General features: G+C 38.3%; 22 protein-coding genes and 1 other RNA gene. 14 read left to right on the top strand and 9 right to left on the bottom strand.

From position 1 onward, the window contains the following. Nucleotides 1-156 precede the first annotated feature (156 nt). Nucleotides 157-357 carry a cold shock domain-containing protein gene (locus LLF28_03140; GenBank protein MCE5194440.1) on the top strand — a complete coding sequence of 67 codons (201 nt, stop codon included), beginning with the start codon at nt 157-159 and terminating at the stop codon, nt 355-357. A gap of 74 nt (nt 358-431) precedes the next feature. Here the strand turns inward: LLF28_03140 and LLF28_03135 are convergent, their stop codons facing one another. From LLF28_03135 to waaF, 4 genes are read right to left on the bottom strand one after another with little or no spacing between them, the layout of a single operon-like run. Next, nucleotides 432-1,223, bottom strand: a complete 792-nt coding sequence (locus tag LLF28_03135) for an acyltransferase (GenBank protein ID MCE5194439.1) — start codon at nt 1,221-1,223, stop codon at nt 432-434. Next, complete coding sequence (locus LLF28_03130; GenBank protein MCE5194438.1) at nt 1,220-1,387, bottom strand: hypothetical protein; 168 nt, start codon at nt 1,385-1,387, stop codon at nt 1,220-1,222. The genes LLF28_03135 and LLF28_03130 overlap by 4 nt, the downstream gene beginning before the upstream one ends. Before the next feature lie 10 nt (nt 1,388-1,397). Further along, nucleotides 1,398-2,201: a 4-hydroxy-tetrahydrodipicolinate reductase gene (gene dapB / locus LLF28_03125; GenBank protein ID MCE5194437.1), complete on the bottom strand. Its 804-nt coding sequence runs from the start codon at nt 2,199-2,201 to the stop codon at nt 1,398-1,400. A 27-nt stretch (nt 2,202-2,228) separates the two neighbouring features. Next, nucleotides 2,229-3,764: a lipopolysaccharide heptosyltransferase II gene (waaF, locus tag LLF28_03120; GenBank protein MCE5194436.1), complete on the bottom strand. Its 1,536-nt coding sequence runs from the start codon at nt 3,762-3,764 to the stop codon at nt 2,229-2,231. Between the two features lie 74 nt (nt 3,765-3,838). Here waaF and LLF28_03115 point away from each other — a divergent pair, with 74 nt between their 5' ends. Continuing rightward, on the top strand, nt 3,839-4,474 hold the full coding sequence (locus LLF28_03115; GenBank protein MCE5194435.1) for a radical SAM protein: 636 nt from the start codon (nt 3,839-3,841) through the stop codon (nt 4,472-4,474). On the opposite strand, the gene LLF28_03110 is transcribed toward LLF28_03115, so the two are convergent. Then, entirely contained in the window at nt 4,475-4,993 is a 519-nt protein-coding gene (locus LLF28_03110; GenBank protein MCE5194434.1) for an NUDIX domain-containing protein, read from the bottom strand. 70 nt (nt 4,994-5,063) lie between these two features. On the opposite strand from LLF28_03110, the gene smpB reads away from it, so the two are divergent. The 12 genes from smpB (at nt 5,064) to obgE (ending at nt 14,897) form a co-directional block, all read left to right on the top strand. Next, on the top strand, nt 5,064-5,519 hold the full coding sequence (smpB, locus tag LLF28_03105) for an SsrA-binding protein SmpB (GenBank protein ID MCE5194433.1): 456 nt from the start codon (nt 5,064-5,066) through the stop codon (nt 5,517-5,519). 196 nt (nt 5,520-5,715) lie between these two features. After that, nucleotides 5,716-5,889, top strand: coding sequence for a hypothetical protein (locus tag LLF28_03100; GenBank protein MCE5194432.1), 174 nt, complete (start codon nt 5,716-5,718; stop codon nt 5,887-5,889). 238 nt (nt 5,890-6,127) lie between these two features. Next, nucleotides 6,128-6,473, top strand: a transfer-messenger RNA (tmRNA) gene (gene ssrA, locus LLF28_03095). Between the two features lie 180 nt (nt 6,474-6,653). Then, nucleotides 6,654-7,331: a hypothetical protein gene (locus LLF28_03090; protein MCE5194431.1), complete on the top strand. Its 678-nt coding sequence runs from the start codon at nt 6,654-6,656 to the stop codon at nt 7,329-7,331. Between the two features lie 163 nt (nt 7,332-7,494). Then, entirely contained in the window at nt 7,495-8,733 is a 1,239-nt protein-coding gene (thrC, locus tag LLF28_03085) for a threonine synthase (protein MCE5194430.1), read from the top strand. Beyond that, the gene (locus tag LLF28_03080) at nt 8,733-9,008 is read left to right on the top strand and encodes a MoaD/ThiS family protein (protein ID MCE5194429.1); all 276 of its coding nucleotides are present in this window, start codon (nt 8,733-8,735) and stop codon (nt 9,006-9,008) included. Before thrC (LLF28_03085) ends, LLF28_03080 begins: the two co-directional genes overlap by 1 nt. A gap of 10 nt (nt 9,009-9,018) precedes the next feature. Next, nucleotides 9,019-9,255, top strand: coding sequence for an NIL domain-containing protein (locus tag LLF28_03075; GenBank protein MCE5194428.1), 237 nt, complete (start codon nt 9,019-9,021; stop codon nt 9,253-9,255). 53 nt (nt 9,256-9,308) lie between these two features. Next, complete coding sequence (thrC, locus tag LLF28_03070) at nt 9,309-10,397, top strand: threonine synthase (GenBank protein ID MCE5194427.1); 1,089 nt, start codon at nt 9,309-9,311, stop codon at nt 10,395-10,397. A 16-nt stretch (nt 10,398-10,413) separates the two neighbouring features. Then, nucleotides 10,414-11,622 (top strand): cofactor-independent phosphoglycerate mutase, encoded by a 1,209-nt coding sequence (locus LLF28_03065; protein MCE5194426.1) that lies wholly within the window; start codon nt 10,414-10,416, stop codon nt 11,620-11,622. Nucleotides 11,623-11,626: 4 nt separating this feature from the next. Further along, nucleotides 11,627-12,850, top strand: coding sequence for an aspartate kinase (locus LLF28_03060; protein ID MCE5194425.1), 1,224 nt, complete (start codon nt 11,627-11,629; stop codon nt 12,848-12,850). Continuing rightward, nucleotides 12,850-13,758 (top strand): cysteine synthase family protein, encoded by a 909-nt coding sequence (locus LLF28_03055; GenBank protein ID MCE5194424.1) that lies wholly within the window; start codon nt 12,850-12,852, stop codon nt 13,756-13,758. Before LLF28_03060 ends, LLF28_03055 begins: the two co-directional genes overlap by 1 nt. A 134-nt stretch (nt 13,759-13,892) precedes the next feature. After that, nucleotides 13,893-14,897 carry a GTPase ObgE gene (gene obgE / locus LLF28_03050; GenBank protein MCE5194423.1) on the top strand — a complete coding sequence of 335 codons (1,005 nt, stop codon included), beginning with the start codon at nt 13,893-13,895 and terminating at the stop codon, nt 14,895-14,897. On the opposite strand, the gene LLF28_03045 is transcribed toward obgE, so the two are convergent. The 4 genes from LLF28_03045 to LLF28_03030 are packed head-to-tail and all read right to left on the bottom strand — an operon-like array spanning nt 14,881 to nt 18,899. Beyond that, nucleotides 14,881-15,498, bottom strand: a complete 618-nt coding sequence (locus LLF28_03045) for a hypothetical protein (protein MCE5194422.1) — start codon at nt 15,496-15,498, stop codon at nt 14,881-14,883. The two genes, obgE and LLF28_03045, sit on opposite strands and share 17 nt — an antisense overlap. Before the next feature lie 35 nt (nt 15,499-15,533). Next, the gene (locus tag LLF28_03040) at nt 15,534-17,117 is read right to left on the bottom strand and encodes a D-aminoacylase (GenBank protein ID MCE5194421.1); all 1,584 of its coding nucleotides are present in this window, start codon (nt 17,115-17,117) and stop codon (nt 15,534-15,536) included. After that, a complete protein-coding gene (locus LLF28_03035) occupies nt 17,104-17,712 on the bottom strand; it encodes an energy-coupling factor transporter transmembrane protein EcfT (protein MCE5194420.1) in 609 nt (202 codons plus the stop codon). The genes LLF28_03040 and LLF28_03035 overlap by 14 nt, the downstream gene beginning before the upstream one ends. A gap of 2 nt (nt 17,713-17,714) precedes the next feature. Beyond that, nucleotides 17,715-18,899, bottom strand: coding sequence for an N-acetylmuramoyl-L-alanine amidase (locus tag LLF28_03030; GenBank protein MCE5194419.1), 1,185 nt, complete (start codon nt 18,897-18,899; stop codon nt 17,715-17,717). Between the last annotated feature and the right edge of the window lie 344 nt (nt 18,900-19,243).

The raw sequence follows: 19,243 nt of genomic DNA, 5'->3' as shown, positions 1-19,243 counted from the left end.
AAATAATAGTTGACTTTTCATTATTCGCAATGCCATGATTATCCCAAGTTTCAGAAGTTTTTGTAATGGATTAAGCCGCAAAGACTTTGAACTTTGTGGCTTTTTTTTTGAATCTGAAGTTCTGGAACTTAGTTTATAAATAAGGAGGTAGCTTGGATGTCAAATGGAACAGTGAAGTGGTTTAACGAATCAAAAGGTTTTGGCTTTATTACAAGCGAAGACGGCAGCGATGTATTTGTTCACTATTCTTCTATCCAGGGCAATGGATTCAAATCCCTTGCTGAGGGTGATGCAGTAAGCTTTGATATCGAGAAAGGCCCGAAAGGCCCTAAGGCAATTAATGTAACAAAAATATAATAATTGTCACCAAAAGTCCCCTTTGTTTTTCATTGGGGACTTTTTATTTTTATAGAAAGATTCGCTCAGTAAGCCTATTCATATAAGTCTTCTCTTCTGTCGCAAAGAATATTATTATATTTATTAAGGTTTTTATTTCTTGCTTCATGAATATTAATTTCTATGATTTTTAATTCATCTTTATTGTTTTTTGCTCTGTGCAGTATCTCGCCTTTCGGAGATGTTATCTGGCTCTTTCCAATATAAACCAGTTTTTCTTTTCCGCATCTTTGTTCAGAACCAATGCGGTTTGCCGTAATTGCAAAGACCCTGTTTTCCAAACACCGGGTTGCCATTGCATCAGGACAGTAGGGTAGCACGAGATTTGAAGGATGAGCGATAATATCTGCGCCTTTTAAGGCAAGTGTTCTTGCTGATTCAGGAAAGAACCAGTCGAAGCATATCATTATGCCGATGTTGCCAATAGGAGTTTTCCAGACCTTGAACCCGATTGTGCCAGGTGAGAACCACAGTTTTTCTTCATAGAATAAATGTATTTTTCTATAAACTCCTATAAGGCCTTCTGGACCTGTGAGTATAGCTGAATTATATATCTGGTTGTCTGCTCTTTCAGCAATTCCCGCGACAATATAAATTTTTTTGTTTTTTGAGATTTTTTCAAGTTCCCTTGTTGTATATCCGGAAGGAATATCTTCCGAGAGTAAAAATGCCTCTGATTTTTCTGTAAACTGATACCCTGTGCTAAAAAGCTCTGGAAGTACTATCAGGTCGGCATCAGAAGAAGATATTGCGTCAACAGCTTTCTGGACATTCTTCTTTATCTCTCCGAATTCAGGAGCGAACTGATAAAAACCTGCCTTTATCATGATTGAACCTCTTCGTCAATGTTTTTAGTGATATTTTCCTTAACTTGTTTCCTGTTGTAGCCTTTTTTGCCTTTTTTTGTTAGCACAACATGAGTTTTTAATTTCAACACGCCTTCAATAGGAATCCTTGGTTTAGGCTTCTTTCTTTTTTTAGGTTTTTTCATTTAAGGATTTTTATTTCAGGCCAAGAACATCCTGCATGTCATAAAGTCCGTCTGGTTTGCCTGAAATCCACATAGCTGCGCGCAAAGCTCCTCTTGCAAATGTATCTCTGCTCGATGCCTTGTGAGTAATCTCGATTCTTTCACCGAGGCCTCCAAATATAACTGTGTGTTCGCCGACAATATCTCCTGCGCGTATTGTTTGTATGCCTATCTCTTTTTTTGTTCTCTCGCCGATAATCCCTTTTCTTGCATAAACAGCTGTTTCGTCAAGATTCCTTTTAAGTGCATCTGCTACTGCATTTGCCATCATTAGCGCTGTTCCGCTTGGAGCGTCTTTTTTAAGTCTGTGATGAGCTTCCACTATCTCAACGTCATATTCATCTCCAAGAACTCTTGCTACATCCTTAAGCACTTTAAGAAGGAGATTTACGCCTGTGCTCATATTCGATGCAAGAACGCACGGAATATTTTTTGCGAGAGATTCTATCTCTTTTTTATCATCTCTTGAAATACCTGTTGTGCCGATGATCATAGCTTTTTTATGTTTTGATGCGGTCTTAATATTCTGTTTTGTTGATTCTGGAGATGTAAAATCTATAATTACATCAATTCCGCTGATTATGTCTTCAAGATTGTCAGTAAGCCTTACACCGATATCTCCAATCCCGGCAATGGTTCCGATATCTTTTCCTGTCATATCATGACCTTTTCTCTCGAAAGCGCCTGCGAGTTTGATCTCGGTATATTCTTTTGATAAGGCAGATATTATTTTACCCATTCTTCCTGCAGCCCCGGCAACCGCTATCTTTATCATATATTCCTCCTTATTTTCATATGTATTTTATTGATTTGCAATAATCCATCTTACAGCATCTTTTAGATCAACGGCAATATGATCAGCATCTTGTGATCCTTTTTCTTGTCCTGTTAATACAAGGATGCCTTTTGCACCCACTGATTTTGCAAGCAGGATATCTGTATTCTTGTCTCCGATAACATATGAATTTTTTAGATCGATTTTATATTCGCTCCTGGCTTTAAAGAGCATATCAGGTTCTGGTTTTCTGCAAGAACAGTTTTCATCAGGATGATGAGGGCAAAAGTAGAAATCGTCGAAACCATATTTTTTCATGAATATGTCATGCACCTGCTTTGTGAATGATTCATCGACAATTCCTCTGGCTATTCCTGACTGATTGCTAATGCCGATAAGCATAAAGTCTTTATCTTTTAATTTTTTTAAATCTTCTATATCCTCAAATATCTCGATATCTTCAATTTTATTAAGATAGTTTACATCCTTGCATAAAGTGCCGTCTCTATCAAAAAACACTGCTTTTTTTGAAGGAAGAAGATATCTTATCGCATCAAAGACCTCATACGACTTTATTTCATTCATACAGAACATTTCTTCTTCATTGCATTGTCTTTTAAAACACGGACCGCATTCAGTATTTTTTTTAATCACAATATTGTTTTTGTCATGAGGAGGTCCTGTAAGAACCGGATCTGTAGAACCGAAGATTGCTACAAGAGGTGTCCTCACTGCATAACCGATATGCATAGGCCCAGAATCATTCGAGAGGAATGCATCGCACTCTGATATGAGTCCTGCAAGTTCTCTTAAGCTAGTTTTTCCCGTAAGCTGCAAGACCCGCGATTTTATATCAGGGATCGACAACTCAGCAGTGATCTCATCTGCTATCTGAGTGTCTTTCTCGCCTCCGAAAATAACCACGCTTCCGTTAAGTTCGTTAATTATTCTGATAGAAACCTCGGCAAATCTCTCAGGAAGCCATCTTTTTGAAGAGCCGTATGATGCTCCTGGATTAATGCCGACAACAGGCCTTCTAAAATTTTTCAGAGTGTCTCTTGCTTTGAGGCGTTCATCAATCGACAAAAAAATATAAGGCTTAGAATATTCCGCATTAATGCCGGATTTTTTGATTATATTCAGATAATAATCTATATGATGCGTTGTCCTATCTTCATTTTTGTACGTAATAGGGTGAGTAAGCAGAAAACCCCTGCCATATCTTTTATATCCAATCCTCTGAGAAATTCCTGCAAGAAAAGCTATGAGAGCGGCATCAAATGAATTTTGAAAAAGTATTGCGGCGCAGAAATTTCTTTTTCTGAGAAAACTTGCAAGTCTTATTCTGCCAAAAAAACCTTTATATTGCTCTTCGTAGAGTATTATCTCGTCAATGTCAGGATTGTTTTGGAAAATTGACGCTGCCCACGGTTTAACCAGCAGGGATATTCTTGCATCAGGAAATTCTTTTCTGAAAGCTTTTAATGCAGGAATGGTCATAACTGCATCGCCAATCCAGTTTACACCTCTGACTAGGATGTTTTTGCATGATTTATCCAGCATGGATGTAGTTTAACATTTTTAAAAAATCTATCTCCAAGATTGAATTTTATCCAGAACGTATGAAATAATTATATATGAAGATCTGCGAGATGTTTGCAAGCATTCAGGGCGAATCATCATATGCCGGTCTCCCATGTGTGTTTATAAGAATGGCAGGATGCAACCTGAGATGTTCTTACTGCGATACAACTTATGCATACGATGAAGGGACAGAGCTGAGTGAAGATGAGATACTTAAGAAGATAAGGTCTTTTGGTATAAATCTTGTTGAGATAACAGGCGGAGAACCATTACTGCAAAGAGAAACATCACATCTTGTTAAACAATTGATTAATGAAAAATATAAAGTTCTTATCGAGACCAACGGCTCTGTCAGTATCAAAAAGATCGATAAAAAAGCGGTGGTTATTCTTGACGTAAAGACTCCGGGAAGCAAGATGTCAGAAAAAATGGATTTCTCTAATTTTAATCATCTAAAACCTGCAGACGAAGTAAAATTTGTGATAACATCTCGAAAAGATTACGAATGGGCAAATGAGATAACAAAAAAAAATGATCTGATTTCTAAATGTCATGTTCTTTATTCTCCGGCAATAGGGTATATCGAACCTGAAAAACTTGCGAACTGGATAATCGAAGATAAAATATCCGCGAGACTGAATCTCCAGATACATAAATACATATACGGCAGCGATAAGAGAGGAGTGTAATTAAGCTGTATTCTTTTTATTGTTTTTCATGTAGAGCGAAAATTCGTGTTCAAAATTATCGCTGAATATTTTTCTGCCGATTGCATCCTCAATTTCTTTTATGCTCCATATTTTGACTTTGTCTATCTCGTATTTATCGAACATAATATTATCATTGTAATTGCAGGAGTATGTATGTACCAATTCTGTTTCATAATAGTTTGAGTGAGTATAAGAATATAAAAAATCAAGTTCGTATCTTTCTATTCCCAGCTCTTCCTTCATCTCTCTTTTTGCTGCATCTATCAGTTCTTCTTTTGGATTTACATGTCCTCCAACTGAGGTGTCCCATTTGCCGGGGGCAACATCTTTATTAATAGAGCGTTTCTGTAAAAGAAGCTCTCCTTTGTTGTTGAACACAAGAACATGGACAACGCGGTGAATGAGAGAAGGATTCCCGTGGATTTGTGATCTTGGAGCAAGGGAAATCACCCTGCCTTTGTCGTCTGTAACTTCTAAAAGCTCTTCTTGTTGGCTCATGGTTATTTTTCTGAGTTATTATAGGATTCATACTAGATGGTGTAAAGAAATTTTTTTATCATGGTATCATATGCACATGAATATTATCTGCCAGAATAGGAAGGCTTTTCATGATTACCATATTGAGGAGACTATTGAAGCAGGGATATCTCTGCTCGGCACTGAAGTAAAGTCTTTAAGAGACGGCAAGGGAAATCTCAAGGACAGCTATGTCCTGATAAAAAATGATGAGGCATTTCTTTTTAACTGCCATATCAGTCCTTACTCACATGGCAATATAATGAATCATGAGCCTTTGCGTACAAGAAAACTTCTTCTGCACAAGAAAGAGATAGAGAGACTCCAGGGGAAGGTTGCACAAAAGGGTTATTCACTTATTCCGCTTAAAGTATATTTCAAAAAATCTGTTGCAAAGGTTGAGATCGGTCTTGCAAAAGGCAAGAAACAGTATGAGAAACGCGAATCAATCAAAGAGCGCGAGGCAAAAAGAGAAATTGACAAGGCGATGAAAAGCAGAAATCGATAGTTTTTCCCCATTACGGTTAGCGCAATACAGAAATCTTTCCACTAAAGTTTTATAAGAATTTTTCGATGTATAAACTATAAAGATTCAGAAAACAATGTTAAAAAGGAGGTGATGGTTTTTATTTTAGCTGGTAATATGGTCACAAAATTTTTACAAATTAATTTTCTGAATTCAGATAACAAAAGGAGAAAGAATTATGGCAAAATTAATAGGTCCTTTAACTTGGGCATGGGTAATTATTATCGGCGGATTGATGTTCACCCCGGAAGGCATAACCTGCATTGCTTGCGGTCCAGTAGCAACTAAAGTAATTGCTGTGATTTCGATTGTACTTGGTGTTATAGGCTTTGTTGTCAATAAACGCAAGTAAAATATTGGTGATTAAGTTATTTTTAATTTAGCGTTTCCTCTGGGATGCCACAGCAGGCATGAATTTAAAAATGACTGTGTTTGCTGTGGCATTAATTATTAACTTCCTGTTGAATGTAAGTATTATTCAGAACAGATAAATTGTTTATTTTAGTATCAACTGTTTTGATATTTACAGTTTATTTTTAATCCTTCAATTTTCTTTAAATGTTATAATACTATTACAGCTTCTATCTTTCGGGGGCGAAAGGGCTCGACGGGGGTTATGAGGCTCAGGTTGCATGTCGTGGATCCATCAGCACGTTAAAAGGTGGAAAAAACACAAACGCCAACAACGAACTGGCACTCGCTGCTTAATTAAAGCAGCACGCTACTCCGGGATCGCCTGTGTTCTGGGGATAGCGTCGGACAGCAGGCTGGTCAAGGATTATTCTCCTGAATCTGAGACGAGACCTAAAGGAGATTGGATGATGAAGAGCCTGCCTGTTGGCAGTTTATCATCCGAAATTTAATAAACAGGATAAACATGTAGATGCCTGAGAATAGTGCTTTCGGACCGGGGTTCAATTCCCCGCGCCTCCACCAAGAAGTAGTAATCTTGAAATTTGTACGCATATCTACAATATGCGATTTCATTCCCCAAATGAACAAAGAATTTACCGCTGATTAATCTTGGCTATCTTACGAAGATTATGGTATCCTCGAAATTAAAATAAGGCATGCAATCCAATAAAACATGTCTCAGATAATAAGGAGGGAATGTTTATGAGTAAAATACTTTCATTTTTGGCTGCTGCAGCTATCTTGATTATTTTTCTGACTCCTGGCTTAGGTATTTGCGAAGATGAGCAAAAAATTGTACCTGCTACAAAATCGCAGCCTTTAACAAAATCAAAACAAACTCCAGCAACCAAAGCGCTTAAAAAGGATTCTAAGGTAGATGCTAAGATGCTTTCTACTGGTGTTGGGAAAAGAGAAGTTTTTAATGCTGATTTTAAGATTGAAGGAATCACCGGCAATACTTCGGGGATAAAAGACAATAATGACAAAATTAGAACTGGCGAGAAAGATTCAGTGATTATTATAAACGGGTGGATGGAACTTGGAGACATGCAGTATAACAGCGCTTTCCCTCTGTTTCAGATGCCGCATATAATTTTTGCTGATGCTCCGAAAACATGCCGCATTACAAACAGCTGGTTCCCGCAGCCTAAACAATACGTAATGCGTTACAGATACAGATTTACTTTTGAAGACACAGCAACAAAATCAGAATGCTGGAGTTATTTCATGAAACTGGACAAACTCCGCATGAAGGTAGAAAAGATCAATGTTAAAATCAACAGCCCTTGGGAAAAAGGTCAGGAGATGAATATTGTTGGAGCAGGAATGATGGAATTCGCACTTTCTCCAGTCAAAAAGAAAAATCCGAACGGCGATTAAAAAAGCAGATAATTATATCCTGATAATTTGACATAAATGGCGGGAATGATTTCCGCCATTTATGCATTGAAAAACAAACGTTAAACCAATCCTTTAATTTTTTCTTTGATTTGGAGTAAAATAATACCTCATTTTCAACTTCAAATTTAATAAGGAGGTGCATATGGGATATATAAGCGGTCTGAAATGCAGAGAATGCGGAAGAGAATATTCGATTGCTCCCATATATGTTTGTGAATTTTGTTTCGGCCCATTAGAGGCTGTTTATGACTATAAAAATATAAAGCGTGTTTTAACACGAAAACGAATCGAAAAGAGAGAACAAAACTTATGGCGTTATAAGGAACTGCTTCCTATCGACGGCGAGCCGCAGGTTGGTCTGTCATCGGGATTTACTCCCCTGATAAAGGCAAAAAATCTTGCTAAGTTTTTTGGAATAAAGGATCTTTATATAAAAGATGATACTGTTGCGCATCCTACCCTGTCATTCAAGGACAGGGTTGTTGCAGTTGCTCTCACAAAGGCTAAAGAGTTTGGATTCGATACAGTTGCATGTGCTTCTACAGGCAATCTTGCACATTCTGTTTCTGCGCACGGCGCTGAATCAGGATTCAAAAGATTTGTGTTTATCCCTGCATCTCTTGAGGCAAGTAAAATAGTAGCGTCTCTTGTTTATGAGCCTAATCTTATTGCTGTTGACGGCAATTATGATGAAGTTAACAGGCTCTGCAGTGAAATAGCAAATAAATACAAGTGGGCTTTTGTAAATATTAATATCAGGCCGTTCTATGCTGAAGGCTCTAAGACAATGGGCTTTGAGATAATTGAGCAGTTAGGATGGGAAGCTCCTGACAATGTCGTTGTCCCATGCGCAAGCGGTTCGCTTTTAACTAAGATATGGAAATCATTTAAAGAGTTCAAAAAAATAGGGATTATAAAGGAACTTGATACAAAGGTCTTTGCTGCGCAGGCAACAGGCTGTTCTCCTATATCAGTTGCAATAAAAAAAGGATCTGATGTTATAAAGCCTGTAAAGCCTAACACTGTTGCGAAATCACTTGCAATAGGCAATCCTGCTGACGGGTTTTATGCTGCGCAGGCAGTTAAAGAGACAGGCGGTTATGGAGAGGACGTGTCAGACAAAGAGATAATAGACGGAATAAAACTTCTTGCAAAGACAGAAGGCATATTTGCAGAAACAGCAGGGGGCGTGACAGTTGCATGCACAAAGAAACTGATTGAAACAGGAAAGATAGCAAAAGATGAGACAACCGTTATCTGTATTACAGGCAATGGTCTTAAGACACAGGAGGCATTAACCGGGCATATGGTTTCGCCACATTATATAAAACCAAATCTCTCTTCTTTTGAAGAGGTGCTGAAAAAGATAGGAGGAAAATAATGTCAATAAAGGTCAAGATTCCTACACCATTACAAAAACTAACACACGGCAAAGAGGAGGTCGAGGGCAGCGCAGGAACAATAATTGATTTTGTACAAGACCTCGATAAAAAATTTCCTGGATTAGCCGAGAGGATATCCGAGAGCGGCAAGATAAGAAGATTTGTGAATATATATGTAAATGAAGAAGATATCAGATTCCTTGATGCAGAAAACACAACAATTAAAGACGGCGATGAAGTTTCGATAATACCTGCTATTGCAGGTGGAATGTAAGGGAGGATTTATGAAGAGGCGCGTGAAGTTGACATTTCCTCAGACCCTTATTAAAGAACCGGTAATTTTCACTATGGCAAAAAAATACGATGTAACGCCAAACATAAGACGTGCAAGGGTTACTGAGACAGTTGGAGAAATGGTTCTTGAACTTGACGGGAAAGAAGAAAACCTCAATAAAGGAATTAAATATCTTAAAGATCACGGCATTGAGACAGAACTTGTCGAGGGAGATATTGTTGAGTAGCTGTCAGAATTTGTCTGGCAGTTTGTTGAATATGGAGTTCACCAAGGAGATTTATGGTTACAGAAGCTAAGAGTTTAAAAAATTTATGGAGAGGAATCATCGAGGAGTACAGGGGATATCTTCCTGTTGGAAGCAATACGCCTGTTATAACTCTTAATGAAGGCAATACTCCATTGATTAAGGCTGTTAATCTAAGAAGCAAAATTGGGTTAGACCTTGAGATATTTTTTAAATTCGAGGGCGCTAATCCTACTGGTTCTTTTAAAGACAGGGGAATGACGCTTGCGCTCTCAAAGGCGATTGAGAGCGGAACAAAGGCTGTTATGTGCGCTTCAACGGGAAACACCTCAGCATCAGCAGCCGCATATGCAGCTAGAGCTGGAATAAAGGCAATAGTTCTTATCCCTCAGGGAAAGATTGCAATGGGAAAGCTTGCGCAGGCGCTGGTGCATGGTTCAGTGGTTATACAGATCGAAGGCAATTTTGACGATGCATTAAATATCGTTAAAGCTCTTGTAACAAAATATCCTATTACGCTTGTTAATTCGATTAATCCGTTCAGGCTTGAGGGACAGAAATCAGCTGCTTTTGAAGTTTGCGACCAGCTCGGTTTTGCTCCAAAGTATCATGCTCTTCCTGTCGGCAATGCCGGAAATATTACCGCTTACTGGAATGGATATAAACAGTATAAAAACTCAGGAAAGATTTCTTCTCTTCCTGTCATGCTTGGTTTTCAGGCAGCAGGTTCTGCACCGATTGTGAAAGGTCATCCAATAGAAAGGCCTGAGACCATAGCAACTGCAATCAGAATAGGTAATCCTGCAAGCTGGAAGAGCGCTGTTGCAGCGCGAGATGAATCAGGGGGAAGAATAGATGCTGTAACAGATGATGAGATACTTACAGCTTACAGTCTTATTGCATCAACTGAAGGAATATTCTGCGAACCAGCATCTGCTGCATCACTTGCAGGAGTCATTAAGCTTTACCAAGAGGGATATTTCAAGGCAGAAGACACAGTTGTATGCACGCTAACAGGTCATGGACTAAAAGATCCAGATACTGTTTTCAGAGTTACGAAAGAACCATTAAAAGTTAAGGCTGATATTAACGAAGTCGAAAGAGTTGTCGAAAAAATTTTATAAGGCCAAATAAATATTTATGAAATATGCAGTGATTATTGGCGACGGTATGGCTGACAGGCCAATAACCGAACTCGGCAGCAAAACTCCTCTTCAGGCAGCATCGACACCGAATATGGACACTCTTGCGTCTGAGGGCACGATCGGAATGGTCAGCACAATCCCTGAAGGATTACAGCCCGGTTCTGACATTGCAAATCTTAGCATACTTGGTTATGATCCAGAGAAATTTTATTCGGGAAGGGCTCCGCTTGAGGCAGCAAGCATAGGAATTGATCTTAAAGATAATGATGTTGCCTACAGATGCAATCTTGTTACGCTAAAATACAATGCTGACAACACAATGGCTGTGATGGATGATCATAGCAGCGGCCATATATCTACTGATGAAGCTGGAGTTTTGTTAAATGAAGTAGATAAAAGTTTAGGAACATCAGATATAAAATTTTATAAAGGCGTCAGTTACAGACATCTCATGGTGTGGTCAGGAGGAGAATCCGAAGTAGAATGCATCCCTCCTCATGACATACTTGGCAAGCAGATATGCGATTATCTTCCTGTTGGTCGTGGAGAAGAAGTATTAAGAGAATTAATGTACAAATCTGTTGTTGTTCTGAAAAACCACAGCGTAAATAAAAACAGGATAAAACAAGGCAAAAAACCTGCCAACAGTATATGGCTTTGGGGACAGGGGAAAAAACCGCAGATACCAGCATTCAAAGAAAAATATTCTTTAGATGGAGCCTTGGTCTCAGCTGTTGATTTAACAAAAGGATTAGGGATATACGCTGGTTTCGAAATTCTGAATGTACCCGGATTAACAGGGTGGATCGATACTAATTATATCGGCAAGGCAGAAGCTTCATTGAAAGCACTTGAAAAGGTTGATCTAGTTTACATTCATGTTGAGGCGCCTGATGAAGCAGGGCATTCAGGAAACTACAAAGACAAAGTGAAGGCAATCGAAGATTTTGATAAGTTTGTTGTCGGCACTGTCATGCGTGGTTTAAAAAAATTTAAAGATTACCGCATTCTGCTTATGCCTGACCATCCAACGCCTATTGAATTAAGAACTCATTCTTCAGACCCGGTTCCTTTTGTGATATTTGACAGCAGGCAGACAAGGAGAAATAAAAATGTATCTTATGATGAATCTATTGCAAAGAAAAAAGATATAAAGATCATAGATAATGGACATACGCTGATGGATTATTTTATAAAGGGGTGATTTGATGCTCATTGTTCAAAAATACGGAGGAACATCAGTCGCAAATATTGACAGAATAAAGGCTGTTGCAGACCGCGTTGTAAAGACTGCAAAACAGGGCAATAAGGTTGTGGTTGTTGTGTCTGCAATGTCAGGAGAAACAGACAAATTAATAGGACTCGCTAATAAAGTTTCATCCAATCCAAACGAAAGAGAGATGGATCTTCTTCTTTCAACAGGAGAAAGAGTCACAACTGCCCTGACTGCAATGGCAATAGAAGAACGCGGTTGCAAAGCAATGGCTCTTACAGGCAGACAGATGGGAATAATAACAGACGATGTACATACAAAAGCGAAGATTGCAAAGATAAACGGAGAAAAGGCTAAAAAAGCTCTCGAAGAAGGCTATATAATAGTTGTTGCAGGTTTTCAGGGAATTACCGAAGATGAAAATGTTACAACACTTGGCAGAGGAGGCTCAGACCTTTCTGCAGTTGCAATAGCATCTGCTTTAAATGCTGATCTCTGCGAGATATACACTGATGTTGACGGCGTTTACACAACAGATCCGAACATAGTTCCTGAAGCAAGAAAACTGAATAAGATAACTTACGAAGAGATGCTTGAACTGGCAAGTTTAGGCGCTAAAGTACTACAGACAAGATCTGTGGAGTTCGCTATGAAATTTGATGTTCCTGTTGTTGTTAAATCCAGCTTTAATGATAATCCAGGCACACTCGTTACCAAGGAGGATAAAGATATGGAAGAGGTAGCAGTATCAGGAGTTGCATACGATAAAAATCAGGCAAAGATCACGTTGCTGGGAGTTCCTGACAAACCAGGGATAGCAGCAAAAATATTTAATGCAGTTGCAGATGCAAGCATAGTGGTTGACATGATAGTGCAGAACATAAGCAGTGATAACAAGGCAACTGATATTTCTTTCACAGTTCCAAGGACAGACAGCAAAAAAGCCTTGAAAATAACAGAAAATATTGCAAAAGAATTCGGGGCAAAAACAGTTTTGATGAGAGATGATATAGCGAAGATTTCGATTGTCGGGGTCGGAATGAGGACACATTCCGGAGTTGCGGCAAAGATGTTCGCTGCTCTTGCAGAGCACAAAGTGAATATAATGGCAATCAGCACATCCGAGATAAAAGTATCCTGCCTTATAGAGGCGAAATACGCAGAACTTGCAGTCAGAATTCTGCATGAGACATTCAATCTTGCTGAGGGGAAAGCTTAGTGGGCATTGTTGATTCTATAGGAAATACCCCTCTTGTAAAACTTGACAAGATAAATCCAAATCCAAATGTAAATCTTTACGTTAAGCTCGAGGGAAATAATCCCGGCGGTTCTGTAAAAGACAGAATAGCATATTACATGATCATGACCGCTGAAAAACAAGGACATCTCAAGAGCGGTTCAATAATACTCGAGGCAACTTCTGGAAACACTGGGATAGGACTGGCAATGGTAGGAAGCGCAAAGGGCTATAAGGTAAAACTTGTGATGCCTGCATGCGTCAGTATAGAAAGAAGAAGGATTCTTGAGGCCTTTGGAGCTGAGGTCATATTAAGCCCTGGGAATGAGGGCACTGACGGAGCAATAAGACTGGCACACAAAACATATGACGAAGACAGATCAATCTATTTCATGCCTAATCAGTTTGACAACGATGCCAACATAAGAGCCCATTACGAAACAACAGGCAAGGAAATATATGAACAGACTAACGGCGAGGTTAATGTTTTTATTGCAGGCATGGGCACAACAGGCACTTTGATGGGGGCAGGCAAAAGACTAAAGGAATATAACAGCAATATAACCATACTTGGAGTTGAGCCTGTGATTGGTCATAGGATTCAGGGCTTGAAGAACATGACAGAATGCATTGTGCCTAAAATATTTGACCCTAAGCGTCTTGATGAAAAATGGAGTATTGAAGATGATGATGCATTTAACACAACCCGCTTGCTTGCTGTAACAGAAGGCCTTTTTGCAGGGATGAGCAGCGGAGCTGCAATGTGGGCTGGATTAAAAAAAGCAAAAGAAATGAAAAGCGGAACAATTGTTGTGCTTCTGCCGGATAGAGGAGACAGATATTTAAGCACAGCACTGTTTACATCTGTCTGTGCAAAATGCCCGCCGTAGAAACCGATTCTTGCTCGATTCAAAATATTGAAGCTGGTTCTTTTCTTAACCTTTATTCATCTTTTATTTTTCAGCTCAATTCCAGAATTTAGAATTATCAACCTTGATTTATTTAAAATGTTACGATACATATTATGCAATTTGTTGATTATGTGACAGTTAATGTTAAGGCTGGAGACGGCGGCAAGGGATGCGTAAGCTTCAGGAGGGAGAAATATGTTCCAAGAGGCGGTCCTGACGGCGGAGACGGCGGAAGAGGCGGGCACATAATCTTCAGGGCAAGCAGGGAATTAAATACGCTCCTTGATCTGAGATATCAGCGCGAGTATAAAGCAGGCAGGGGCGGACACGGCATGGGGCAGAAAATGCACGGAAAAGATGGAGAGGATAGAATTATACCTGTGCCGGTTGGAACTATAATCAAGAACAAAAACACGGAAGAAGTTCTTGCAGATCTTGATAAAGAAGGAATGGATGCTGTTATTGCAAAAGGCGGAAGAGGCGGACAAGGAAATTCGCATTTTGCGACTGCTGTGAGGCAGGCTCCGAAATTTGCACAGCCCGGAGAAGAGGGCGAAGCAAGAGATTTGATTATAGAATTAAAACTGCTTGCAGATGTAGGATTAATAGGATTACCAAATGCAGGCAAATCAACTTTGATATCAGTTATCTCGTCTGCAAAGCCAAAGATTGCAGATTATCCATTCACAACATTAGTCCCAAATCTCGGAGTTGTAAAACTTAAGAATTATAGAAGTTTTGTTGTTGCAGATATCCCGGGATTAATCGAAGGCGCACACAAAGGCGCTGGACTTGGCTTCCAGTTTTTAAGACATGTTGAAAGAACATCGATACTGCTTCATCTTGTTGATGTGTCAGAAATGTCAGAAGACGACCCTGTTAAGAACTTTGACAAAATAAATAAGGAGCTTGAACTTTACAGTCCCAAGCTCCTTGAAAAACCTCAAGCAGTTGTTGCTGCTAAAATTGACATAAGCGGCAGCAAAGAAAAACTAGACAAACTTGCAAAATACTGCAAAAAACACAAGCTCGATTTTTTCGAGATTTCCTCTGCTACTGGTAAGGGCATTAATAAGCTTCTGGCTTATCTTGCCGCTAAACTTACTGACACTCAATAAAAGAAAAACCATCGCAATACTGCTGGTTGCATATCTTATTGTCTCCGATAACTATTGTTGGTGTGATATGGCCGATATCCCATGCAACTTTCCATGATTTTGCCTGTCTAAAGCCCATCTCTTTACAGAATCTGTCTGCTGCCGGTTTTTCACATCCTGTTCCCCAGTTCAGACATATATCAACCCTGTGCCCTTTGTACATTGGGTTATTGAATCCTTTTGTCTGGGGCTGCTGAGGAGGAATATATCCTTTTTTTGTCCATTCTGAACCGCCGAATCCGCCTGTTTTTTGTTTTGCAACTATTTTCCCTTCATTTATCAACTCAAGCAGAAGAGTGCCGCTGTTCATCATTCTGCCTTTTGGAACATCTGCCCATTGAAGATTGAGCATATTCCCGCTTATGGAACCATGCGAAACATTTGACCATGAAGGACTGTTTGGAGAATTTTCACCGTACCACCAGATAGTGTTCCCTAGTTGTCTAATGTAGTACTGGCCTCCGTCATTGCCCTGCCATGTGCCTGTTATATCTACTGCATAAGCACTGAAACAAAACATAAAGACAAAAATCAAAGACGCTAAAATTATTTTTTTGCTCATGATCCCTCCTCCATATTTTTACGAATTATTGAAGATTATATCAGAATCATTCCTGACATTTCATTTGTTAATTTCCCTTCAGTATAAGCAATTCCACCGTTGACTATAACATGATGTATTCCTTCTGATTTCAGAAAAGGTTTGACAAAAGTTGCTTTATCAATGATTTTTTCAAGGTCAAAAATAACTATATCTGCAAATGCATTTTTTTTAATCACACCTCTATTCTTAATCCCGAATGTATCAGCCGATAACATCGTTATTTTATGAATAGCCTTGCTCATCTCCATGAGTTTTTTATCTCTGACATACCTGCCTAAAAATCTGGGAAATGTCCCAAACCCTCTTGGATGGGGCTTGCCGTGTGATGTTATCCCTGATGAACACCGTGCAGAGCTGTCTGAACCTATCATTGTGTAAGGCAGAGAAAGGAATCTTATGAGATTGTCTTCATTCATAGTGGAAAATATTGCGCTGACTCTGAGCTTTTCTTCCAGAAGAATCTGGAACAAAGTTTCTATGTAATCTTTTTTAATTTTTTTTGAAATATAATGGAGTGTTTTTCCTTCCATCCATTTATTTTTTTTAGTTGAAATGCTTGATATGCTTACCCTTTCCCAATAGTCATTATCAGGATGCAATGCAATGATCTGTTTTTTTATGTTCTCTCTGATTAATTTTTTTTTCAGCCTTGTGATCTCCTGTTCTGTTCCTCCGTCATATGTCCATGATGGAAGTATTGTGTCAAGGTCTGTGCTTGATGCAGTATAAGGATATCTGTCGCATGTAATTTTAATTCCTTCAGACCGCGCATGTTCTATTAGAGATATTGCAGAATTAATCTTGTGCCAGTTATTTTTCCCGCTTGTTTTTATATGGGATATATGAATTTTCGTTCTCCCTTCTCTTCCTATACGTATTATTTCACTTATTGATTCTATGAGTCTGTTGCCTTCACTTCTCATATGTGATGTATAAATTTTTTTATTTTTAGGCATTTTTTTTGTAAGCTGCATAAGTTCTTCTGTGTCAGAATAAATTCCTGGCGGATAGATCAGGCCTGTTGATATGCCTATTGCTCCCTGTCTCAATGTCTCTTTGAGAATGTTCTGCATTCTGCTAATTGTTCTTGAATTATAGGCAGTGTCTTTATAACCGATTACAGATGCACGGATATTACCATGCCCTGCCAGTGTGGCAAAATTAAGAGCAGTTCCTTTTTTTCTTAAAATGTTTAGATATTCTTTTAAACTTTTCCATCGTTCTTTTATCCCAAGTTCTTTAAGGTCTTTCTCTCTATGTTCGAATGCCTCTTTCAATAAAGGAGCGGCTGACATGCCGCAGTTGCCGTTTATTTCTGTTGTAACACCCTGAGATATTTTCCCTTCTGCTCGCGGGTCAGCAAGAATAGTAAATTCAGAGTGTGAATGTGTATCAATAAATCCCGGCGAGACAGCGAGCCCTTTTGTATCTATGATTTTTTTGGCGCTTGAATTCGGAATTGATTTTTCTATAAGTGCAATTTTATTTTTGATTATTCCGATATCGGCATTAAAAGGTTTTTCCCCTGTGCCGTCGAATACAATACTGTTTTTAATAAGCAGATCAAAAGTTGACATTTGTATCCTCGAAAAAGACTTCAGGTTTTTGCAATGTCTCAATGAACATTGGAATAAGAGATTGTGATAAAATTTTGGCTTTTAAAAAAACATTGCCTTTTTTAATGCCCTCGCTGGTATTTTTGAAGTTTTCTGTAAAATATTTTTCTAATGCAGGAATGCATTTTACAGAAAGACTCATTGTCGAGAAAAACTCATCTACTGGCAGTCTGAGTTTTTTAAAAGGCTTGAATATAGCTGCTACAGAGCTGAGCAATGTTTCCAAAGGTATGCCTGCTGTCAGTATCTTAGCTCCGGCAACCATAAGAAATATCCTTGATGAACGTATTGTCGCAATTTTTATGGCTTCTTCTGTTATGAATATTGAACCAGTGCTGTAAATTATCTTTCCTTGGCTGTAAAATAAATTGCTTATAAATGTAAATAGGATGAAAAGTCCTATTGTGAAGCCTCCTTTTTTAAGGGATGAAATTTGAATCCTTGAAAGCAAAATGAAAATTATTAATAAGGCAAACAAATAAAACGCAAGTTTCTGTATGATAAAAAGTGAAATGATAAAGCAGATGTAAATTAATATTTTTATTTGAGGCTGCAAGGTTACCTTAGTTTAGCTATTTTTTGATCCGCAGAATTTTTAGATAGATAAGTATGAATGCCTTTTGCCAGAGCTTTTGCGATATCTCCTCTGTAAGAATCTTTCTTGAGCAGTTTTTCCTCAACAGGATTGCTTATAAATGAAACTTCTGCCAATACAGAAGGCATTTTTGCTCCGAACAATACAAAAAAAAGCGCATTTTTTACGCCAAGATCTTTAGTCTTGCTGTAGTTTTCGTCAAGGGTTGATACAAGTGTTTTATGTATATGCCCTGCAAGTTTAATGGATTCATCTCTTTTTAAGCCTCTTTTGAAATCACCCACTATCTTATCAACATCGCTTTTATATCTGTTCATGTGTTCCTTCATTTTTTTAACTGATATGGCATTTTCTCTTGCAGAGACCCTTATAGCTTCATTGTCAGTAGTCCAATTCAGGAGATAGGTTTCAACTCCTTTTGCATTGCGGGAAGGACTTGCATTTGCATGTATGGATACAAAAAGGTCGGCATTTTTAGTATTTGCAAAAGCTGTTCTCTCTACTAAAGGGATAAATACATCTCTGTCTCTTGTCATATAAACTTTTATATTCTTATTTTCTGATAGAACCTTTTTTAGCTTAAGCCCAATATCAAGGACTACATCTTTTTCATAAAGCCCTTTCCCTCCGACAGCTCCGGGATCATGGCCTCCATGCCCTGGATCGATCACGATAATTATAGGACTTATTTCAGGTTTTTGTGCCGGCTGTTTTGTTTTTTTTGTTGTGCCATAAACATCGATTACAAGTTTCGCAGGATCATCCATAAAAAAAGAATGGAAGTCATCTATTTCCTCAAGGTCAAGAACAACTCGGACAGTCTCGCTGTTGAATTGGCCAGCGCGAACTGTCTTAAGTATGCCGTCGCCAACAGGAAGTGCAGTGTTTATTTCTTTGGATATCTTTGTATTTTGCAGATCAAAATATAGTCTGTCAGGCCCAGATATGCGCTTTGAGATATAAGTTATCGGTTCAGAAAACTCAACAACAACCCTTGTATATCCTTTTGCTGACCAGTGTTTGATATCTTTAACTTCCGATTTTTTTAAAGGTTGATCATCAGCGAATGATAAAAAGGATGTTATCTGAAAAATAATAAATATGATTACAGGCAATAATAGCTTAAATTTTTTCTTATATCCTGTCATTTTATCCTTTTATTAGTTTCCAAAATTTGAATAATTATAAGGGTTACAGGGTATTTTATTCAAGAGTTACTTGAGTGAGGATTGTAGAGTGCGGATTGTATTTGACACATGTTTTTTGTATGGTATACTTTTAAATATGATTGGTTAATTATGACCGGGTTTTTCTAGAATGTTTAACAAATAAAAAGGGAGGTGAATTTTATGAAGATAGTAAAAATCACAAAGAAATCAGCTACAACTTGCAAGTGCAAGAGCTCATGCTAGTCTTTTACAAAAAGGGTCTTTAGTTTAAAAGGGAAAGCATATGAAGACTTTGAAAATGCTGCGTATTTTTTTCACAGAAA

The organism is Nitrospiraceae bacterium, from assembly GCA_021373015.1.
In the GTDB taxonomy this organism is placed as follows: Bacteria; Nitrospirota; Thermodesulfovibrionia; order Thermodesulfovibrionales; family UBA1546; genus JAJFTJ01.
This window is presented reverse-complemented; position numbering and strand designations above follow the sequence as displayed.